17 protein-coding genes are annotated in these 19,067 nt (G+C 74.4%); 3 read left to right on the top strand and 14 right to left on the bottom strand.

From position 1 onward, the window contains the following. Positions 1 to 4: 4 nt before the first annotated feature. The 3 genes from JQC91_RS17310 to JQC91_RS17300 all read right to left on the bottom strand — a co-directional run bounded on the left by JQC91_RS17310 (position 5) and on the right by JQC91_RS17300 (position 1,667). Entirely contained in the window at positions 5 to 625 is a 621-nt protein-coding gene (locus JQC91_RS17310; protein WP_203288825.1) for a MotA/TolQ/ExbB proton channel family protein, read from the bottom strand. A gap of 5 nt (positions 626 to 630) precedes the next feature. Continuing rightward, complete coding sequence (locus tag JQC91_RS17305; RefSeq protein WP_238941661.1) at positions 631 to 1,086, bottom strand: hypothetical protein; 456 nt, start codon at positions 1,084 to 1,086, stop codon at positions 631 to 633. Positions 1,087 to 1,208: 122 nt separating this feature from the next. Next, positions 1,209 to 1,667 carry a hypothetical protein gene (locus JQC91_RS17300; RefSeq protein WP_203288824.1) on the bottom strand — a complete coding sequence of 153 codons (459 nt, stop codon included), beginning with the start codon at positions 1,665 to 1,667 and terminating at the stop codon, positions 1,209 to 1,211. 62 nt (positions 1,668 to 1,729) lie between these two features. On the opposite strand from JQC91_RS17300, the gene JQC91_RS17295 reads away from it, so the two are divergent. The 3 genes from JQC91_RS17295 to JQC91_RS17285 all read left to right on the top strand — a co-directional run bounded on the left by JQC91_RS17295 (position 1,730) and on the right by JQC91_RS17285 (position 5,957). Then, complete coding sequence (locus JQC91_RS17295; RefSeq protein ID WP_203288822.1) at positions 1,730 to 2,143, top strand: DUF1036 domain-containing protein; 414 nt, start codon at positions 1,730 to 1,732, stop codon at positions 2,141 to 2,143. Positions 2,144 to 2,224: 81 nt separating this feature from the next. Further along, entirely contained in the window at positions 2,225 to 3,586 is a 1,362-nt protein-coding gene (locus tag JQC91_RS17290) for a hypothetical protein (protein WP_203288821.1), read from the top strand. Between the two features lie 19 nt (positions 3,587 to 3,605). Further along, entirely contained in the window at positions 3,606 to 5,957 is a 2,352-nt protein-coding gene (locus tag JQC91_RS17285; RefSeq protein WP_203288820.1) for a peptidoglycan DD-metalloendopeptidase family protein, read from the top strand. Here JQC91_RS17285 and JQC91_RS17280 read toward each other — a convergent pair. The 11 genes from JQC91_RS17280 to JQC91_RS17230 form a co-directional block, all read right to left on the bottom strand. Next, complete coding sequence (locus JQC91_RS17280; protein ID WP_203288819.1) at positions 5,954 to 6,781, bottom strand: hypothetical protein; 828 nt, start codon at positions 6,779 to 6,781, stop codon at positions 5,954 to 5,956. The two genes, JQC91_RS17285 and JQC91_RS17280, sit on opposite strands and share 4 nt — an antisense overlap. Positions 6,782 to 6,793: 12 nt before the next feature. Further along, entirely contained in the window at positions 6,794 to 9,427 is a 2,634-nt protein-coding gene (gene tssH / locus JQC91_RS17275; protein ID WP_203288818.1) for a type VI secretion system ATPase TssH, read from the bottom strand. A gap of 29 nt (positions 9,428 to 9,456) precedes the next feature. Beyond that, on the bottom strand, positions 9,457 to 10,458 hold the full coding sequence (tssG, locus tag JQC91_RS17270; RefSeq protein WP_203288817.1) for a type VI secretion system baseplate subunit TssG: 1,002 nt from the start codon (positions 10,456 to 10,458) through the stop codon (positions 9,457 to 9,459). Beyond that, positions 10,455 to 12,395, bottom strand: a complete 1,941-nt coding sequence (gene tssF, locus JQC91_RS17265) for a type VI secretion system baseplate subunit TssF (RefSeq protein ID WP_203288816.1) — start codon at positions 12,393 to 12,395, stop codon at positions 10,455 to 10,457. The genes tssG and tssF overlap by 4 nt, the downstream gene beginning before the upstream one ends. Then, positions 12,392 to 12,988 carry a type VI secretion system baseplate subunit TssE gene (tssE, locus tag JQC91_RS17260; protein WP_203288815.1) on the bottom strand — a complete coding sequence of 199 codons (597 nt, stop codon included), beginning with the start codon at positions 12,986 to 12,988 and terminating at the stop codon, positions 12,392 to 12,394. Before tssE ends, tssF begins: the two co-directional genes overlap by 4 nt. A 131-nt stretch (positions 12,989 to 13,119) precedes the next feature. Beyond that, a complete protein-coding gene (locus tag JQC91_RS17255) occupies positions 13,120 to 13,617 on the bottom strand; it encodes a type VI secretion system tube protein Hcp (protein ID WP_203288814.1) in 498 nt (165 codons plus the stop codon). Positions 13,618 to 13,690: 73 nt separating this feature from the next. Continuing rightward, positions 13,691 to 15,181 carry a type VI secretion system contractile sheath large subunit gene (gene tssC / locus JQC91_RS17250; protein ID WP_203288813.1) on the bottom strand — a complete coding sequence of 497 codons (1,491 nt, stop codon included), beginning with the start codon at positions 15,179 to 15,181 and terminating at the stop codon, positions 13,691 to 13,693. Continuing rightward, positions 15,181 to 15,702 (bottom strand): type VI secretion system contractile sheath small subunit, encoded by a 522-nt coding sequence (gene tssB, locus JQC91_RS17245; protein WP_203288811.1) that lies wholly within the window; start codon positions 15,700 to 15,702, stop codon positions 15,181 to 15,183. The genes tssC and tssB overlap by 1 nt, the downstream gene beginning before the upstream one ends. Before the next feature lie 105 nt (positions 15,703 to 15,807). Further along, the gene (locus JQC91_RS17240; protein ID WP_203288809.1) at positions 15,808 to 17,115 is read right to left on the bottom strand and encodes a type VI secretion system ImpA family N-terminal domain-containing protein; all 1,308 of its coding nucleotides are present in this window, start codon (positions 17,113 to 17,115) and stop codon (positions 15,808 to 15,810) included. After that, positions 17,112 to 18,401: a type VI secretion system-associated FHA domain protein TagH gene (gene tagH, locus JQC91_RS17235; protein WP_203288807.1), complete on the bottom strand. Its 1,290-nt coding sequence runs from the start codon at positions 18,399 to 18,401 to the stop codon at positions 17,112 to 17,114. The genes JQC91_RS17240 and tagH overlap by 4 nt, the downstream gene beginning before the upstream one ends. After that, complete coding sequence (locus JQC91_RS17230) at positions 18,401 to 18,976, bottom strand: hypothetical protein (RefSeq protein ID WP_203288805.1); 576 nt, start codon at positions 18,974 to 18,976, stop codon at positions 18,401 to 18,403. The genes tagH and JQC91_RS17230 overlap by 1 nt, the downstream gene beginning before the upstream one ends. Positions 18,977 to 19,067 lie beyond the last annotated feature (91 nt).

The following is a 19,067-nucleotide window of genomic DNA, read 5'->3' as shown; positions in this document are numbered from 1 at the left end:
GCCGTCAGGCGGACGCGACGCGACCGTGGATCGCGGTCGAGACGGCCACCTCGATCATCTGGCGCTCGCCCTCGATCCGGGCCTCCAGCCACGTCGCCACGAAGTAGGTCGCGAGCGCGATGGCCAGCCCGGCGGCGGTGGTCGTCAGCGCAGTCCAGATGCCGCCCGCCAGCAGCGCGGGGTCGACGGCGCCCTGCGCCAGCGACAGGGTCGAGAAGGCGTCGATCATCCCGATCACCGTGCCGAGCAGGCCGAGCATCGGGGCGCCCTGCACCACCGCCTCCAGCACCCGCATCCGGCGCGACAGCAGGGCCATCTCGCCCATCGCCGCCGTGCGCCCGAGCTCCTCGGCATAGGCGGTGTCGTTGGGCCGGGCGGTCAGGGCGGAGAGGACCGCCTCAAGCACGCGCGGCCCGACCGCGTCGCGGGTCCGGGCGGCGCGGGTCGCCTCGTCGGGGCGCCCGCCGAGCCATGCGTCGAGGATCGCCTCGGCGCGGTCCTCGCGCCCGACGCCGAGGCGGCGGAACTGGATCAGCTTGAACAGGCACACGGTCAGGGCCGCCACCGAGAGCGCCGCCAAGGCCGCGAACACGGCCCCCGTGACCGGGTCGATCCCCCCGAGCATCCGCGTCAGATCCCGAAGTCGATGTCGGCGCGCGACGCCGTCGTCAGGCCGGAGAGGCAGAGGTCGGCGGTGCCGCCCTCCGCCGTCTGGCAGGCCGCGACGTCGTTGACGACGATGCGCGACAGGTCCTCGCAGGAGCGGTCGGGCAGCACGAAGGGCACGATCCGCGTCTTGCCCGGCGGCAGCGCCCCGAACTCCAGCACGAGGATCTGCCGCACCACGCCCTCGGCGTCAAAGAAGCCCACCTGGTAGGAGACCTGCGCGAGATCGACCTCGGAACGGTTGGCCGCGACGTAGGTCAGCTGGCACGTCCCGCCGTCGAGCGTGGCGGCGTTGTTCAACTCAAGGTCGAAGGTCGCGGCGGGGGCCGCAGGCGCGGCGGCCTCGGGCTGCTCCTGCGCGGCGAGGGTGCCGCCGGAGCAGGCGAGGAGGGCGATGGACACGAGCAGGGGACGGATCATGGAGGCTCCGGAGGTCGGGACGGGGCGGTCGGGACGGCGGTGCGCCGATCGGCGGCAGCGGACCCCAAGCGTCCGGGGAGGTCAAGGCCGGTCGGGGCGGCCTCCGGGGGCCGCGCGGCGCCCTAGCGGTAGACGCCGGTCGACCAGACGGCGCTCGCGGCGATGCCCCCGTCGGAGCGGGGCGTCGCCGCGACCCGTCCGGCGCCGGGATCCCACGCGGGCGCGCGCCCGAGGCTAAGGTCGGCGCCCCCCACCACCCCCATGCGCGCGGAGGTCCGCGCCACCGGGCGCATCGAGGCGGCGAGGGCGCGCGACCCGACCTCCGCCGTCGGCGCGGGTGGCGGGACGAAGCGGTGCGCCGCCGGATCGGCGACGGGACGGGACGCGGCGCGCGGGACGGCGCGCGCGGCCACCGGATCGGGCGCCGCGGCGCGGCGGGCCACGCCGGGGTCGGCGCCGACCGGACGGAACACCGCGTGCTGCTCGTAGCCGGACCGCGCCTGGTGCCCGAAGGACAGCGCGACGGCGGCCCCGGCGGCCAGGACCGTGGTTCCGATGGTGATGGCAACGGCGCGCAGCATGGGCGATATCTCCCGCGTGTGGAGCGGCCTTAGCACGGCCCGCGCGGAAACGGGAGGCGGCGATGCGAAATGCACTGTTCGGCGTTGCAGCCGCGTTGCTTTGGGCGGCCCCCGGCCCCGCCTCCGCCGCATTCACCATCTGCAACCGCAGCTTCGACGTCGCCAACGTCGCCATCGGGCGGGACGAGCGCGGCACGGTCGAGACGCGCGGCTGGTGGAAGATCGGCCCGAACCAGTGCGCCGAGGTCATCCCCGATCGCCTGCGCGGCGGGCCGGTCCACGTCTTCGCACTCGACGTGTTCGGGCGCACGCTGCTGTCCGGGTCGGTGCCGCTCTGCGTGGCGCCGGGCCGCTTCGTGATCGAGGGGGCGGCGGCGGACTGCGCGGTGCGCGGCCATCTCGATGCGCGGTTCCTGCTGGTGGACACGGGGGCCGCCGAGGCGTGGCGCCTGTTCCTCGCGCCGATCCCCGAATGACCCGTGGCCGGAGCGCCCCGCGCGCGGGTGACGCGGCCGGGGCCGGTTCACCTCCCGCCGCGATCCGGTAAGGTGCCCCCCATGAGGGGATTTGCCGCGATCATCGCGCTCGCCGCCGCCTGCGCGGGGGGGAGCGGGGCCGCCGCCGACGGGGCGCGGCTGGCGTGGCTCGTGGGCGACGCGGGCGCGCCCGCGGGCGCCGCCGACGCCGTGGTCGGCCTTTCCCGCGCCTTCCTCACCGCCGGGTGGGACGTGCGCCGGGTCTCCGCGGACGCCGCGCCGTCCGCCCTGTCCGCGCCCCGCGGCGCTCGCGTCGTGATCGTCGCCGCCGACCCGTCGGCCATCTCCGCGCCCGCCGCCGCCCTGCGCGCACGCGGCGCGCGGGAGGTGCTGCTGATCGGGGCGGCCTGCCGCGACGCGGACGAGGCCGGGGAAGTGGCCGGAGACTGGGCTGGGGACGGGGCCGTGGCCATGCTGGCCCCGGAGCGCGGGGCGGACGGCGCCTGCCCGGAGGTCGACCTGCCCGCCGTGGTGCGGGCCGGCCTCGCCGAGGGCGGCGTGGCGGCGATGGAGCCGCTCGTCCTGCGAGGCGGCTTCGGCCCGCTCCGCGCGGCCCCCGCCCGGCGCGAGGCGGCGCCGGTGGTGATCGGCGGCGGCCCGGTGGCCCCGTCCCGTCCCGCGGCGGGCGGCGGCGGCGTCGTGATCGGGCGCGCGGCGGCCGCGGTGACGATCGGGTCGGCCTCCCTCGGGGGCGTGGCGACGGGGCGGGTGCAGCCCGTCGCGCTCCGCCCCGGCGGGGCGTCGCTCTCCATCGGGACGGTCACCCAGCCCGCCGCGCTGCTGTCGGCCCGCGCGCCGGAGGCGGGCCTGCCGCGCCCGTCGATCATCGTGGGACGCCTGCCCGGCGCGGAGGACGGCGCGCCGGTGGACGAGGGCGGGGCGCTCGCGGGCGAGGGGGTGGACGTCGACGGCTACGCGGCGCGCGAGCGGCTGCGCGCCGCCGATCCCGAGAACTACGCCCGGCTCGTGGCGCAGGGCGTGTTCGACCCGCTGCCCGAGGCCGTGCCCGCCGCGCTCCAGACGGCGCTGCAGCGGATGGGCTGCTACCGGCTGGCCATCGACGGCGACTGGGGCAACGGCTCGCGCGGGGCGGTGGACCGCTACTACGCGCAGCGCGGCGGCGCGGCGCCCACCCGCGAGGCGCAGGTCGCCCTGTTCCGCGACGTGATCCTGCGCGAGGACATCGAATGCCCCGCGCCCGTCGTCGCCGCCGCCCCCCGCCGCGCCGCCCCGGCGGCGACCACCACGCGCCGGGCGGCCCCCGCCCGGACGCAGGCCCGGCAGGCCGCGCCCGCCCGCACCGCGCCCGCGCGCGCCGCGCCGGCCCCGGCCCCGTCCGGCGGCGGGCGCATCAACCCGACCTTCAGCGGCGCCTTCCGCTAGGGCCGGGGGGCGTCCGCGCATGGAGGTCGATCCCAAGTTCCGCGCCGCCCGCGCAAGGGCCCGCGCCCGGCGCGCCCGGCGGGCCGGGGGCAGGGCCCTCCTGTGGGGCGTGCTCCCCGCCGCGCTGGCGGGGGCGGCGCTGTGGGCCTTCACCGACGTGCCCGCGCGGGTGGCCGACGGGGTCCGCGACGCCGTCCACCGGTGGCAGGTGGCGGGCGATGCCGACGAGACGCTGGTCCAGATCGAGCACGAAATCGTCGTCGCCCCCGTCGTGACCGGCAACGCCTTCGCCCACATCCCCGGCGATCCCACGATCCTGCGCCTGCCGCCGGAGGCGGTCGAGGACGGCCTCGCCCGCGTGACCGGTCCCGCGATGCTGGACATCTCGCGCTTCGGCCTGCCCCGGCCCGAGCGGGTGGCCGTGCTGCGCGACGACCTCGTGGTGACGGAGAGCCGGCTGATGACGGTGCTGCCCTCGTCGCGCGAGGAGTTCGCCTTCCTCCAGCAGCAGCAGGACCGCGCGGCCCGCGACCTGCGCGAGGCGATGGCCGATCCGGCGGCGCTGGCGGAGCTGGCGGGGCTCGACCTCGCCGGGCTGGAGACGGAGGAGGGCTTGGGCGAGGACAGCTACGGCGTCGAGATCGCCGGGCTGGAGGACGGCGGCGTCCCCGCGCCGTCGCCCGCCGTCGCCGCCGCGCCGGTCGAGGAGACGAGCCTCACCTTCCTGCGGCGCGAGGCGTTGCGCGTGCCGCTCTTCGAGGACGTGGTGCTGCGCGCCGAGCAGCCCCGCGACCTCGGCGACCTGCTCGCCGAGAGCCCGCTGGAGGACCGGGGGCGTCCCCTCGCCGACCAGGTCGCCGCCGTCCTGCCCGATGCGGCGCGCCTGCCGCGCGGGGGCTTGGTGGCGCTGCGCCTCGTGGACGGGGGGGCGCGGGCCTCGCACGTCACGGTGATCGGGCCGGACGGATACCTCGGCACGGTGGCGCCGACGCCGTCGGGCGCGCTGCCCGCCGCCGACCCGTGGGTGGGCGAGGGGCTGTCCGACCTCGCCGTGGGCGCCGCCCCCGAGGCCGGGGCCACCTTCCGCCTGATGGACGCGATCTACTCCGCCGCCTTGCGCGCGGGCGTCCCGTCCGACCTTGCGGGCAGCTTCACGGCCGTGCTCGCGCAGGACCTCGACCTCGAGCGTCCCGCCCGCGAGGGGGAGCGCATCGTCCTCGCCTTCGCCGAGGATCACGGCCCCGGCGGCGGCGCGGACGGGCAGCTGATGTACGCCGCCCTCGAGGGGGGATCCGAGACGTGGCGCTGCTACGTCGTGCCCGACGAGTCCGAGGGCGGGTTCCGCTGCCACGTGCCGGGCCGTGCCGCGCGCGGGGCGGCCACGCTGGTCGCGCCCGTCGAGGGGGTGCTGACCTCGCGCTACGGGCCGCGCCGCCACCCGATCCTCAAGACGGTGCGCCTCCACGCGGGGGTCGACTGGGCGGCGCCGACCGGCACGCCGGTGCGCGCCGCGATGGCGGGGCGCATCGTGCGGCGCGGCACGGCGGGGGGCTACGGCAACCTCGTGGCCATCGCCCATCCCGGCGGGCTGGAGACGCGCTACGCCCACCTCCACCGCTTCGCGCCGGGCCAGGAGGTCGGCACGGAGGTCGCGGCGGGCGAGGTGATCGGGCAGGTCGGTACGACGGGCCGGTCCACGGGGCCGCACCTCCACTTCGAGACGCGGCTGGCGGGCGAGCCGACCGACCCGATGCCGCTCCTGACCGGCGAGCGGGTGATCGCCACGGCCCCCGCCGAGGCGTCCGGCGCCGTCGAGGCCTTGGTCAGCCAGATCATCAGGGTCGAGTCGGCAGGCAACGCGCGGGCCAAGAACCCGCTCTCCACGGCCACGGGCCTCGGGCAGTTCATCGAGTCCACGTGGCTGCGGATGATGCGGACCTACCGTCCCGACCTCGTGGCGACGCTGAACCGCGGCGAGCTGCTGCGCCTGCGCTTCGACCCGACGCTGAGCCGCGAGATGGTCACCCGGCTGGCGCAGGAGAACGAGCGCTACCTGCGCTCGCGCGGGCACGCGATCACCGCCGGGCGCCTCTACCTCGCGCACTTCCTCGGGCCGGGGGGCGCGGACAAGGTCCTGTCGACGCGCGACGACGTGACCATCCTCGCGCTGATGGGGGCGGGGGTGGTGCGGGCCAACCCGTTCCTGCGCAACTACGACGTGGCCGACCTCAAGGCGTGGGCCGACCGCAAGATGCGCGGGCGCGGGCAGGCGGCCCCGGCCACCGTGGCGGCCGCGCCCCCGCCGCCGCCGGACCCGAAGGTGGAGGCCTACGTGGAGCTGGTGGACGACGTGCTGGCGGCGGCCGGCTAGAGGCGGTCGGCCTCCACCACGGCGTCGTCCATGTGGAGCGCCTTGGTCATGGTGAGCTCCGCGCGCATCCAGTCCCACGAGCGCGCCGCGCCCGCCGCCTCCTGCGAAGCGGTCACGCCCGTCGCGCGGTAGGCCCGGTACAGGTTCGCCCGGGGACGGTCCCGGCGCATCATCGAACTGTGGTCCGAGCGCGACGCGTCCGACAGGATCTCTCCGATCCGATTCAACCCGCGCGCAAGGCCGGGGCGCATCTCCTCCACGCGTCCGGTCTGCGCCGTTCCCTCCCACGGCATCCCGCCCACCGCGCCGTGCGTGCAGTGGAACGTCTCCTCGTGATAGGACGTCGCTGCGCCGTCCTCGGCGCGGGTGCCGCAATTGCCGAAGAACTCCCGCGACGCGGCCGCGGGCGCCCGGCGGGCGTGGGAGCAGATGCGGACGTTGGCAGGGATCGTCTCGGTGTCGGGGGACGGCGAGCGGTCGACGGCGTCGAAGAGCATCAGGTGATGCACCCGCATCCCGTGGCGCTGCATGTAGCGCGCCGCGACGATCGCCGCCGCCGCGCCCCGGCTGTAGCCGCACAGGAAGATGCGGCTTCCCCCCTCCCGCCCGGCGCGGTGCCAGTGATGGCGCGCCCGCATGAACATGTCGTAGCCCAGCGAGCCGGTCGCCGTCCCCAGCGCGCCGGGGCCGCGCCGATAGAACCGTGCGTGGGTATGCCACTCGCGGTGAAGCCTGCTGACGTGGCTGTCCTCGAAGTCCGCGGCGTAGACGCCGTCGGAATAGGGTCCGGTCCCATCGACCGACACGAAGATGTCCAAGGCCATGCCGTCTCTCCCCTACCCGAACCCGTAGGCGAATCCGTCCTCGCCCATCTCGATGGTCACGTCCCCGATCTCCGCGCCCGAGACCATGCGGCCCAGCACGTCCCGGCTCAGGTCCGGGAGGATGGAGTTGGTGATGATGTTGTCGATCATCCGCCCGCCCGAGTCGGGGTCGCGGCAGCGGTCGACGATGTGGTCCAGCACCGCGTCGGTCCACGTGAGCCGCGCCCCGTGCGCGCCCTTCATGCGCCGCGCGACCGAGCGGAGCTTCAGCTCCGCGATGCCGCGCAGGACCGACGGCGAGAGCGGCACGTAGGGGATCGTCACGATCCGGCCCAGCAGGGCGGGCGGGAACACGTCGAGCAGGAACGGCTTCAGCGCGGCGTCCAGCTCCTCCATGTCGTCCACCGTGCCATCGGCGGCCATCTCCATGATGACGTCCGTGCCGACGTTCGACGTCAGCAGGATCAGCGTGTTGCGGAAGTTGATCGGGCGCCCGTTGCCGTCCTCCATGATGCCCTTGTCGAACACTTGGAAGAACAGCTCGTGCACGTCCGGGTGGGCCTTCTCCACCTCGTCGAGCAGCACGACCGAGTAGGGCTTGCGCCGCACCGCCTCGGTCAGGCGCCCGCCCTCGCCGTAGCCCACGTAGCCCGGCGGCGCGCCCTTGAGCAGCGAGACCGAGTGCGCTTCCTGGAACTCGGACATGTTGATCGTGATGACGTTCTGCTCGCCGCCATACAGCTGCTCGGCCAGTGCAAGCGCCGTCTCCGTCTTCCCGACGCCCGAGGGGCCGGCCAGCATGAACACCCCGATGGGCTTGTCCGGGTTGCCCAGCCCCGCGCGGCTCGTCTCGATCCGCTTGGCAATCATCCGGAGCCCGTGGTCCTGCCCGATCACCCGCTCCTGCAGGGTGTCGGCGAGGGTCAGCACCTGCTGCAACTCGTCCGCGACCATCCGGCCCGCCGGGATGCCGGTCCAGTCGGAGATGACGCTCGCCACCGCCTGCGCGTCCACGTGGGGGTAGACCATGCGGTCGTCCGCGTCGCGCGCCGAGAGGTCGTCCATCTTGGCGGCGATCTCTGCGCGGGCGGCGGCCTCGTCGAAGTCCTCCCCCGGCTCGGACAGGCTGCGGCGCAGCTCCACGATCCGGTCGACGACGGCCTTCTCGTCGGCGTAGCGCGCCTCCTCCTCGGCGAGGGAGGCCTCGGCGGTCGCGCGCTCCTCCATCGCCTCGGCCAGCCGGTCCTCGTCCGTCGCCCCGAGGTCGCGCTCGGCCTCCTTCGCGGCGATCTCGGACGACAGGGCGGCGATGCGGGCGCGCAGGTCCGCGATCCGCGCGGGCGTGGCGGCTTGGGAGACGGCGACGCGGGCGCAGGCCGTGTCGAGCAGCGAGACCGCCTTGTCCGGCAGCTGGCGCGCGGGGATGTAGCGGTCCGACAGCGACACGGCGGCGACCAGCGCCTCGTCGGCGATGCGGACGCCGTGATGCGCCTCCATCGGCTCGAGGATGCCGCGCAGCATCGTGCAGCAGCGGGCCACGTCCGGCTCGGGCACGTCGACGGGCTGGAAGCGGCGGGTCAGCGCCGGATCCTTCTCGATGTGGTTGCGGTACTCCGACCACGTGGTCGCCGCGATCGTCCGCAGCGTGCCGCGGGCGAGCGCGGGCTTAAGCAGGTTGGCCGCGTCGCCCGTGCCCGCGGCACCCCCCGCGCCGATCAGCGTGTGCGCCTCGTCGATGAACAGGATCAGCGGGACGGGCGAGGCCTGCACCTCGTCGATCACGGACTTCAGCCGCTGCTCGAACTCGCCCTTCATGGACGCGCCCGCCTGCATCGCTTGGATGTCGAGCGCGTGGAGGCGGGTGCCCTGCAGGGCAGGGGGGACGTCGCCCGCCGCGAGGCGCTGCGCGAAGCCCTCGACCACGGCGGTCTTGCCGACCCCCGCCTCGCCGGTGAGGATCGGGTTGTTCTGCCGCCGCCGCAGCAGCACGTCGACGATCTGCCGGATCTCCGGGTCGCGGCCGACGATGGGGTCCATGCCGCCCGCCTCGGCCTGCGCGGTCATGTCGACGGAGTAGCGCCCCAGCGGCGTGTCGCCGCCCCGGCCCTCGGCGGCGTCCCGCGCGCCCCCGGCGGTCAGGCCGGAGCCGTCCATCGGGCGCAGGCTCTCCTCGTTGGACTGCGCCCAGATCGCCTGGTGCTCGCGCGCGATGCGGTCCGCCGACAGCGCGTCGAGCGCGGGTGCCGCCGCCGTCACCTCGCGGCGCAGGCGCTCGTCGGAGAGCGCGGCGAAGAGCACGTGGCCGGTGCGGATCTGCGCCTCGCCGAAGAAGAGGGTGGCGTAGGTCCACGCCAGCTCCAGCAGCTTCTTGAGGTTGTCGGAGACCTGCGGGGCCTCGGTGACGCCCTTGCGGAGCGCGGACTGCGCGGCGTCCAGCTGGCGCAGCACCTCGCCCCGGTCCACGTCCATCGCGCCCAGCGTGAGGGCGAAGTCGCTGTCCTTGTCCGACAGCGCATGGAACAGCCAGTGCACCGCCTCGACGCGCGCGTTCTCCTCCGAGCGGGCCTGCCGCATCGCGCCGAGGAAGGCGTCGTAGCCGGTCCGGTTGGCCTTCCCCAGAAACTTCTCGATCGTGATCTCGGCCATCGGCCCGTTCCCCTCTCAGTCGCGCAGTCTCACGCCGCGTCCAGTTCGAACCGCGCCACCTCGATGGGGCCGGTCGCGTCCTCGTCCGGCGCGAGCGCCGCCATCCACCCCAGCGCCATCGTCTTGCCCAACGCCCCCGGCGGCACCGTCTCGGCGGGCAGCGACAGCGCCACCTCCACCTCCGTCCGGCGCCCGAGGAACCAGAACACGAGGTCGGCGAGCTGACGGTGGCGCAGGCCGCCCGGCAGGTAGGCGTGGTAGTCCTCGAGCCCGCGGGTGCGGATGTGCAGGCGGATGCGGTCGTTGACGCTGCGCGTGCGCGATCCGAGGGCCGCGTCGCGCCCCAGCGTCGCCGCGCCGAGGCCCAGCCGCGAGCGGTCCTCCGGCTCGAAGACGATCCATGTCGGGACGTGCTCCTCCACCTCGACCTCGGCGCGCAGGTAGAGCTCGATCAGCTGCCGCAGGCGCACGGCCGAGCGCACCCGCGTCGCGTGGAGGCCGACCAGCCGGGTGCGCGAGATCTCCGGGATGCCGTCGCGGTCGCGGAAGGCGGGGGTCGAGATGCCCGACAGCGCCGCGACGTGGGCGCGGAAGCGGTCGCGGTCGGGATGGTCGAACTGGCCCACGGCGCGGGCATCGGACCACGCCCGGAAGAACAGCTGCAGGAACCGGGTGGCGAAGACGTCGGCGAAGCGCGGGAAGCTCTCGTCCCCGGCGGCGACGGACCAGCGCAGCACCTCCTCCGTGGTGTTGAGCGGCAGCGCGCCCTGCGGCCCGAAATAGCCGAGGACGGCGGTGCGGACGCTGATCCGCCCGTCCGCGAGGCGCTCGAAGTCGGTGACGTCGGCGGCGGGGAAGTCGAGCGACGGATCCTGCCCGAGCACCGCCACCTCGTCCGCCAGCCGCGCGTTGCGGCCCACCGGCGGGCGGTCGGGGTTGCGGCGCTCCTGTCGCCGCAGCGCAGCGAAGAGCCCGAGGCGCGTCGCCTCCCTCCGCCGCGCCTCGACCGGATCGGGCCGGGCGGGGCTCACAGGAGGGGCCCCGAGCCGGTGCGGGCGGGCCACGTCTTGATGTCGCCGCGCTGCCGCGAGGCGACCACGGTGCGGGTGAAGCTGTTGGTCGGCGCGTACTCGGCGAGGAAGCGGTCGAGGATCGCCCCCATCAGCACCGCGCCCGCCCCCTCGTAGGCGTCCTCGTCGAAGGTGATCCGCAGCTCGATGCCGCGCGCGGGCAGGTGCCCGTCCTCGCGCGCGATCAGCTGCGTCACCGGCCGCGTCTCCAGCCCGACGATCCCGCCGATCTGCTTCTCGGAGGTGGCCTCGGACAGGTCCGCGAAGAGCGACAGCATCTCGCGCAGCGCGGCCGCCGAATCCCCGCCCGCCCGGTCCTCGATCCCGAAATGCGACAGCGAAAGGTAGCTCAGCAGCCGCCACTGCACGTCGCCCGCCACGGCCCTGTGCGGCGCGTCGAGGTCGAGCATTCCCAAGGACTCGCGGGGGGCGGTCGGCCCGGCCACCGCCGCGAGGGTGACGGTCGTGTCGTCGAGCAGGGTGAACGCGCCCGCCGCGTCCGACTTGGGCAGCATCGCGGGCAGGTGGCGGTTCGAGCACAGGCAGCGGACGTGCAGGCGCTGCGCCCCGTGCCCCTGCGCGTCGTCGGCGCCGTCGTCGAGGTCCGGCGGCTCCCAGAAGGACAGGAACGTCTCGGTCCCGAGATAGGGCTGGCGCCGCCCGAAGCGGCGCTCCTCCTCCGTCAGGCGGCGCGGCTTGCGGCGGCTGGTGTAGTAGAGCGCCTGCCGCGGGTCGGACGCGCCGTCGTCCGGCAGGCCGTAGAGCGGATGCACCGGCATCCGCGCGCGCGAGCTGCCGTAGTGGGCGCGCACGTCGAGGATGCGGTGCACCTCGTAGTGGGTCGCGGGGCTGGAGGCGGGGGTGACGACGAACTCGTGCCGCTTCCCGTCGAGGCGGATGGGCTGCGCGCTCTCGGGGAACAGGTTGACCGCCGGCACGCAGTGCAGCCGCAGGTGCGCCGGGCGCAGCCGTTCCATCAGGCCGGGGTCGAGGCGGTCGAACTCGAGGATCAGCTGCACCTCGCGCGCGGCGATCCCCGCGAGATGGCGGCTCGCGTCACGCAGGCGCATCCCGAGGAACTGACGCGGGAAGGCGAACCCCTCGCGGAGCAGCGCGAAGCCGTCGAACAGGCGCAGGTCGTGGGGCAGGATGCGCTCGGAGCGGTCGAACCCGATCTGGTCGATCGCGCCGGGCGGGAGGCGGCGGATCACCGGGTCGCCCTGCTCGTCGAGCCAGCGGAGCGAGGCGCGCACGACATCGCAGTGGACCTGCTCGTAGAGGGCGGTCGCGTCGCCCATCGAGGCGGTGAAGTGGACCGGCAGGTCGCCCACGGGCAGCTCGCCCAAGGGAACGTCCGCGTCCCCGGTGACGGCGAGCGCGATGGACAGGCCCGCGAGCGCGCCGGGCGCGGCGTCCTGCCCCAAGGCCGACAGCTCGGCCGCGCTGCCGAGGTAGTCGATCTCGCCGAGGCGCAGGGGCCAGATCGTCAGCGGGGCGGCGGTGGTGAACCGGCACGCGACGCGGTGGTCGGCGTCGACGAAGCGCGCGTCCATCGCCGCGCCCACCGGCACCTCCAGCCCCTCGGCGAGGTTGGCCGCGTCCGCCGGGATCGCCGCCTGCGCCAGCATCATCGAGGGCAGGGGGGCCAAGGCGTCGGGGAACACCTGGTCCAGCAGCTCGGTGGTGAAGTTCCGGAACTCCTCGTCCATCTTGAGATGGACCCGCGCCGCCATGAAGGCCGCGCCCTCCAGCAGGCCCGCCACCGCCGGGTCGGCGTTGTCGCGCAGGAGGCCGCCGAGCCGTCCCGCGATGCCGGGATACTCGGCCGCGAACTCCGCCCCGCGCTCGTAGAGCAGGGAGAGTTCGCGCTCGTAGGCGTCGCGGAACGCCTTCCTCATCGGCGCTGCTGCCGGAGCCGCTTGGTGCGCAGCTTGCCCGCCCCGAGATCCACCTCGGCGACGAAGTCCAGCGGCAGGTCGGCGGGGTCGGCGGCGATGTCGGCGGCGACCCGGAAGGACAGCCGGTTGGTGCCCTTCTCGTCCTCGCCCAGCGGCTCGACCACGACGGAGCCGGGGACGAGCCGGGGCTCGAACGCCTCCAGCGAGGCGCGGATCGTGCTGGCGATGGTGCGCCGCGACGTGTCGGTCCCGCTGGCGCGGCTGAGGTCGGCGAAGCCGTAGTTGACCACCGAATGGGCCACCCGCGTCTCGGGGTCGAGGCGGATCGCGGAATCGAGGCGCACGGTGGAGATCAGGCTCTCGAGGTCGAGCGCGAGATGGCGGCGCAGCTCGCCCTCGTCGATGGTGTCGCGGAAGGTGCGGCGCGCGCGCTCGCCCTCGGGGGCGTCGTGGCCGCGGTCGAAGGGATCCTCGCGCGCGTCGCCCGCCTCGGCGGAGGCGCGGAACACGTGCATCATCGACATCTGCCGGGGCGGCTTGCCGCGCTGGCCCCCGCGCAGGTCGGGCCGGGTCACGTCGGTGGATCGGGCCATCGTGCAGGTGCCTGTCGTCGTCCGTGTCGTCGGGGCGAGGAGACTACGGAAGGCGTCCGCCCTCAAGGGGACGGGGGCCGCGCCTCGCGGCGGGCCCCCGTCCGTGTCGTCGCCGCGTCACCGCGTGGCGGTCAGACCGACCACTCCGCGTTCTCGGCGATGTCCCAACCCGTCGAGGATTGCGGCCCGGCGACGCCGGTCTCCTCCTGCAGGGTGTAGGTGATCTGGAACTTGCGGAAGTTCAGCGTGAGCGTCTCCTGGATGCGGTCCAGGCCGTCCTTCGATCCGCCCGTCTGGTAGGACGTGATCATGATGTTCTCCATGTCGATGATGAAGTACTCGACCGGAGCGCCGCCGCCCGACTTGCGGACGATGAGGCGGCCGTCGGCGATGTGCTCGCCCGAGGTCGCGCGCTTGATCAGGTCGTTCGACGCGAGGTCGACGTACTTCGTCAGCGTGATGTCCGACACCTCGACCTTGCCGCCGCCGCCGCCGCCGCCGACATGGGTCGTGCCCGACTGGGTGAGGCCCCAGTTCCACGCCAGGACGTCGATCTCGTCCTTGTGGGTGGAATCCTGCGACTCGCCTTTGATGCCGTTGGCCAGGTGAAGGAAAATATCGACAGCCATAGTACTCTCTCTCTGGTTGACTGGGGGCGCGGGCCCCCCTCCGGGGCGCCGTGCTTGACGTAGGGTTAGCGCCTCACTTGCCGTTCGGCAACTTCGAGACGAGGCTCATCCCGATATCCATTCCTTCGAGTTGGAAATGTGGCTTCAGGAAGAACTTTCCGGCGTAGTAGCCCGGGTTCTCCTCGTCCTCGACGACCTGCACGGTCGCCCCGGCGAGGGGCTTCTTCGCCTTCTGGGCCTCGGACGCGGTGTCGGGATTCGGCTCCACGTACTTGTTGACCCACGACTGGAGGTCGTTCTCCAGCTGCTGGCGCGACGGGGACTGGCCGATCTTGTCGCGCACCATGCACTTCAGGTAGTGGCTGAAGCGCGAGACCGCGAAGATGTAGGGCAGCCGCGAGGACATGTTGTCCGACGCCGTCGCCGCCTCGTCGACGTACTTCTTCGGCTTGTAGAGCGTCTGCGCCCCGATGAACGCCGCCTTGTCGGTGTTCTTGCGGTGGATCAGGCCGATCAGCCCGGCGGCCGACAGCTCGCCCTCGCGGCGGTCCGTGATCGACACCTCCGTGGGGCATTTCAGGTCCTTGTCGCCGTCGCCGGTCTCGAAGGTGTGGGTGGGCAGGTTCATCACCTCGCCGCCCGCCTGCACGCCGCGGATCTGGACGGTCCAGCCGTGCATCTTGTGCGCGCGGTTGATGTTGGCGGCCAAGGCGTGCGCCGCGTTCATCCACGCGTACTTCTCGCCGCCGTGCCCGTCCGTCTCCTCCTCGAAGTTGAACTCGGCCACCTGGCTCTCGCTGTCCTGCCCGTAGGGGTCGCGCGACAGCACGCGCGGCAGGGTCAGGGCGAGGTAGCGGCTGTTCTCGCTCTCGCGGAGCGTGTTCCACTTGGCGTAGTCGGGCGTCTCGAAGATCTCGGACAGGTCCGGCGGGGTGCCGATCTCGTTCCACGTGTCCATGCCCAGCAGCTCCGGCGCGGCGGCCGAGATGAAGGGCGCGTGGGCCGTGGCGGCGATCTTGGAGATGCCCGAGAGGACGCCGACGTCCTGGCTGTTCATGCCGAAGTAGTAGTCGCCGACCAGCGCCCCGAACGGGTTGCCGCCCAGCGTGCCGAACTCCTGCTCGTAGATCTTGCGGTGCAGCGGCGACTGGTCCCAGCGGGCGCCCGGATAGGCGCGGAACATGGAGGCCAGCTCCTGCTTGGACACGTTCATGACCTTCACGCGCAGCGTCGCGTCGGTCTCGGAGTTGTTGACCGTGTAGGCGAGGCCGCGCCACGCGGATTCCAGCTTCTGGAACTCCTCGTGGTGCATGATCGCGTTGACCTGGTCCGACAGCTTCTGGTCCAGCTTGGCGAGGATCGCGTCCATCGTGTCGAGCACGTCCTCGGTCACGAGGGTCTGGTCGTCCATCGCCTCGCGGACCAGCGCCGTGACGGCGTTGTCCACCTCGGCGGCGGCGGCCTCGGAGCGCGGCTTGATGGTCTGGCGCAGGATGTCCGAGAACTCGTCGAGTTCGGACAGCGCGCCCGCCTCGGCCCCGGCTTGGGTCTGGGTGTCGGCCATCAGGCGTCTCCTTCCGCGTCGTCGGACGCGCCGCGCGCGGCCAGGGCGGCCATCAGCTCGGGGTCGTTGAGCAGGGTCTTGATCTGATCCTGCGCCTTCGGCTTCGAGTTCATGTAGCGCTGCAGGTTCGCCAGCTGCTTGCGCGCCTCGAGGAGCTTCTTGAGCGCGGGCACCTGCTCGGCCACGCGGGCCGGGTTGAAGTCGTCCATCGAGTTGAACTCGAGCCGGACGCCGAGCTTGTCGGAGGAGTCCTCGTTCAGCTTGTCCTCGACCGCGAAGGAGGAGGCGGGGCTGATTTTCGACATCACCGTGTCCAGCGTCGCGCCGGTCACGTCGACGAAGTCGCGCTCGTCCATCGGGGCCTTCTCGACCTCGGAGTCGTTGCCCGACAGGTCGGACATCACGCCCATGACGAACGGCAGCTCGACCATCTTCTCGCTGTCGTAGGGGTCTTCGTAGCTGATGTTCACGCGCGGCGGGCGGTTGCGCTTGATGAAGTCGGTGGCCTTGTCGGACGCCATGAGCCTGCTCTCCGTGCTCTGGTCGAAATTGGTTGATGCAACGTCAACCGAGGGCTTTCCCGTAAGTCAACGCGCGTCTCGTGGATAATCCGTTCCCTGTGTCGCTCACCCCTCCGCCGCCGGCGGGAGAAGCTCGCTCAGCAGCCCCTCGAAGTCCCGCTCGAGCCACGTGCGCGCACGGTCGAGCAGGAGCGGGACGGGCGAGGCGGGCTCGCTCCGGCGGAAGAACGCGGCGATGGCGCGCAGCTGGCCCGCCGCCTGCCCGCGGTCCACGACCTCCGGGGCGGCGGCGGCCTCCCCGGCGGTCGCGGCGTCGGGGGCGGGGATCTCGCCGCTGAGCGCCTTGAGCCGGTCCATCGGCAGCGCGAAGCCCGAGCTTCCGAGGTCGATCACCGCGCGCGGCGCGTCCCCCGGCAGCAGCGTCTCCAGCGCCTCGACCAAGGGCCGCCCGATCAGCTGCCGCGCTTGGATCGTCAGCAGCAGCGCCGCCGAGGCGGGCTCGCTCCGCGCGAGGTAGGTCTCGACCGCGACGAGGGCCGCCTTGGCCTGCGCCCGGTCCTGCGGGGCGTCGGCGGGCAGCTCCTCGACCGCGGCGGGGGCGGGGGACGCCTCCGCCTCGGCGGGCGCCCCTCCGGCCTCGGGCGCGTCGGCGGGCGCCGGGGCGTCCGGCGCGGGCGCCGTCAGTTCGGGCCGCGCCTGCGCGATCAGCCCGAGGATCCCGTCCACCGTGTCGAGCAGCCGCTCGAGCAGGTTCGGGTGCAGCGTCCGGGCCGCCGCCGCCACGCGGGCGAGGTCGGCCTGCACTGCCTCGACCTGCGACGCGTTGGCGCGGTCGCCCAAGGCCTGCAGGATCGCGGTCCCGTCGGCCTCCTCCTCGCCCGCGCGCGGCTCGACCCGGCCCTGCGCGACCTGCCAGCGGCGCCACGTGACCTCGCCCGTGCCGGTGAGCGGGAGGTGGTTGAGCGGCTGGATGACGTGGGCGGGGGTCGCCAAGGCCTCGATCGCCCCGCGCCGATCGCGGGACCGCTCGGGCAGCGCGGGATGCACCGCGTCCCCGTGGGCGGCGACCAAGGCCGCCATCCCCTCGACCGCGTCGGCGAGGACGTCCGTCCGCCACGCCAGCGCGCCCCAGCGCGCCAGCAGCGACAGGGGGCGCAGGTCCCGCGAGCGGCGCAGCAGCCCCTCGATCTCGCGCCGCTCCCCCGCGAGGTCCACGGAGGAGGCGTCGAACAGCCGGTCGCGCGGGCGCCCGTCGGCGCCGAGGGACTGGCCGGTGTCCATGTAGCGGGCGGGCAGGCGGCCCTCCGCGTCGTAGTAGTAGTCGAGGAAGTCGTCGTCCTCGGCCAGTTCGAGGTCCGGCCCGCAGGGCGGGTCCGCCTCGACCGGCTCGGTCAGCCATTCCAGCGTGCTCATCGCCGCTCTCCCCCCTCGTCGTCCGCCGCGCGCAGCGCGTCGGCATAGGCCTGCATCAGATGCGACAGGAACTCGTCCAGCATCCCGTTCTCGTGGGCCGACGCCTTGCCGTCCCAGCGTTCCACGAAGGTCTCCCACGCGCGCGACCGCTTGCCCGACAGCAGGCCGCCCGCCGCGGCCGCCTCGATCTCCTCGGGCGCGAGGTCGTGCAGCACCGCGCCGAGCGCGGGCTGGAGCGCGGCGATCAGCGCGTGGTGGTGGCGCCGCAGGTCGCGCGCCGCCGCCCCCATCGCGGCGGCCCCCGCCTCCGCCCCGGCGCGGGGCCGGAAGAAGAGCTCGTCCAGCGCGCGCTCGGCCTGCGGGGCGGTCTTGAGCGGGTTGGGCGCGAGGCCCGCCATCGTCCGCTCGACCTTGCCCTGCGCTTGGGCGCGGAAGGCGGCGCGGGCGCGCAGGTGCAGCAGCGTCTCCTCCGTCACGGCGCGCAGCGCGGCCCCCGCCTCGCGCACCAGCGCCAGCCCGTCGGCGCCGCCCATCGCGGCGGGGTCGAGGCCCGCCCCCTCGCAGAAGGCGGCGACGATCTCGCCCGGCGCGGGCGGCGGGGGCGGCGCGGCGGGGGCCGGCGCGGGCGCGGCGGCGGGGGGCGCCGGAGGGGGCGTCGGCTGGGCGGCGGGGGGCAGGGCGGCCGGATCGGGGCGCGGGGCCGCCGTCAGCGGGCGCAGGTGAGGCTGCGGCGGCGGCACGGCCTCCAGCGGGACCGCCGCAGGCGGCGCCTCCGGCGCGGGCGCGGGTGCGGCGAAGCGCGGCGGGGCCATGAACTCGTCGGCGAAGTCGTCGCGCCGCCCCGTCCGGGCGGGCGGCATCGGATCGACGGGCGGCAGCGGGCCGCCCACCGCCCACGGGTCGTCCGCCGCGGCCCACCCGCCGGTCGCGTCGGCGGAGGGCGCCGCAGGCGCGGGCGCGGGCGCCGCCATGCCCGGTCCCTCGACGGCCACCACGTAGGACCCCACTTGGAACCGGTCGCCCGCCTGCAGCCGGTGCGCGCCATCGAGGCGGTAGCGCTGGCCCTGCAGGAACGTCCCGTTGGTCGAGACGTCCTCCAGCCAGTGCGCCCCGTCCCGGAACACGACGTCGAAATGGTGCGAGGACAGGTGCCGCGACGGGTCCGGCAGCATCCAGTCCATGCCCGCCCCCCGCCCGACCTGCAGCCGCCCCTCGCCCAAGGGCATCGAGACCGGACCGCCGTCGGGCAGGCGGTCGACGTTATCGAGGCGCAGGACCAAGGCCATCAGGCGCCCCGATACATCGTCTCGGCCAGCGCGATGACCCGCGCCAGCCGGACCGAGCGCTCGCCGGTGGGCATCCGCGCGAGGCCCGACAGGATCGCGGTGTTCAGCGCGCGCGGCCCCCGGTGGCGCGGGACGGGCGCGGTGTCGTTCGGCGCGATGGAGCCGCCGGACCATCCCACGGTGAGGCCCAGCAGCACGGCGGGCGAGCGGGCCGGGGCGTAGAGCGCCTCGCGCATGATCCGGTGGCGCAGGTCGTCCGTGGGCGCCGCGATCCACGTGGCGATCGTCTCCATCAGCGGGTGGTCGCGCGCCGGGATCGCGCCCGCCAGCGAGCGCAGCGACTCGTAGCCCCACCAGACCCCCATCTGCGGCAGCGCCGCGAAGGCGGTGAAGGTCACGGCCTCCTCCGGCGTCGTCGAGGAGCGGAGCCGCCCGAGGAAGTCGAGGGCGCCCTCGTCGGGCCGGGCCTCGTGCTGCATCAGCGAGGAGAGCTCGGGGATCTGCGCGAAGATCGCCGCCGCGCTGCCGTCGCGCAGGGCGGTCGCGGGCGGCCGCGTCTTGTCGTCGTCCCTCACGTCCCGGTCCCCCTCGTCCCCGCCGGCGCCATTAACCGGAGGCCCCCCGGGGGGTTCAAGGGGCCGCGCCCGCGCGGGGCGCGCATCATGG

The sequence above is a fragment of the Jannaschia sp. Os4 genome (assembly GCF_016820245.1).
GTDB lineage: Bacteria > Pseudomonadota > Alphaproteobacteria > Rhodobacterales > Rhodobacteraceae > Jannaschia.
This window is presented reverse-complemented; position numbering and strand designations above follow the sequence as displayed.

Coding starts and splice junctions, on each gene's coding strand:
- tssE (WP_203288815.1), bottom strand. CDS start 12,988: ATGGCCCGATCCACCGACGTGACCCGGCCCGACCTGCGCGGGGGCCAG.
- JQC91_RS17310 (WP_203288825.1), bottom strand. CDS start 625: ATGCTCGGGGGGATCGACCCGGTCACGGGGGCCGTGTTCGCGGCCTTG.
- JQC91_RS17280 (WP_203288819.1), bottom strand. CDS start 6,781: ATGGCCTTGGACATCTTCGTGTCGGTCGATGGGACCGGACCCTATTCC.
- tagH (WP_203288807.1), bottom strand. CDS start 18,401: ATGGCCTTGGTCCTGCGCCTCGATAACGTCGACCGCCTGCCCGACGGC.
- JQC91_RS17295 (WP_203288822.1), top strand. CDS start 1,730: ATGCGAAATGCACTGTTCGGCGTTGCAGCCGCGTTGCTTTGGGCGGCC.
- JQC91_RS17290 (WP_203288821.1), top strand. CDS start 2,225: ATGAGGGGATTTGCCGCGATCATCGCGCTCGCCGCCGCCTGCGCGGGG.
- tssB (WP_203288811.1), bottom strand. CDS start 15,702: ATGGCGTCCGACAAGGCCACCGACTTCATCAAGCGCAACCGCCCGCCG.
- JQC91_RS17255 (WP_203288814.1), bottom strand. CDS start 13,617: ATGGCTGTCGATATTTTCCTTCACCTGGCCAACGGCATCAAAGGCGAG.
- JQC91_RS17240 (WP_203288809.1), bottom strand. CDS start 17,115: ATGAGCACGCTGGAATGGCTGACCGAGCCGGTCGAGGCGGACCCGCCC.
- JQC91_RS17300 (WP_203288824.1), bottom strand. CDS start 1,667: ATGCTGCGCGCCGTTGCCATCACCATCGGAACCACGGTCCTGGCCGCC.
- tssH (WP_203288818.1), bottom strand. CDS start 9,427: ATGGCCGAGATCACGATCGAGAAGTTTCTGGGGAAGGCCAACCGGACC.
- JQC91_RS17285 (WP_203288820.1), top strand. CDS start 3,606: ATGGAGGTCGATCCCAAGTTCCGCGCCGCCCGCGCAAGGGCCCGCGCC.
- tssC (WP_203288813.1), bottom strand. CDS start 15,181: ATGGCCGACACCCAGACCCAAGCCGGGGCCGAGGCGGGCGCGCTGTCC.
- JQC91_RS17305 (WP_238941661.1), bottom strand. CDS start 1,086: ATGATCCGTCCCCTGCTCGTGTCCATCGCCCTCCTCGCCTGCTCCGGC.
- tssF (WP_203288816.1), bottom strand. CDS start 12,395: ATGAGGAAGGCGTTCCGCGACGCCTACGAGCGCGAACTCTCCCTGCTC.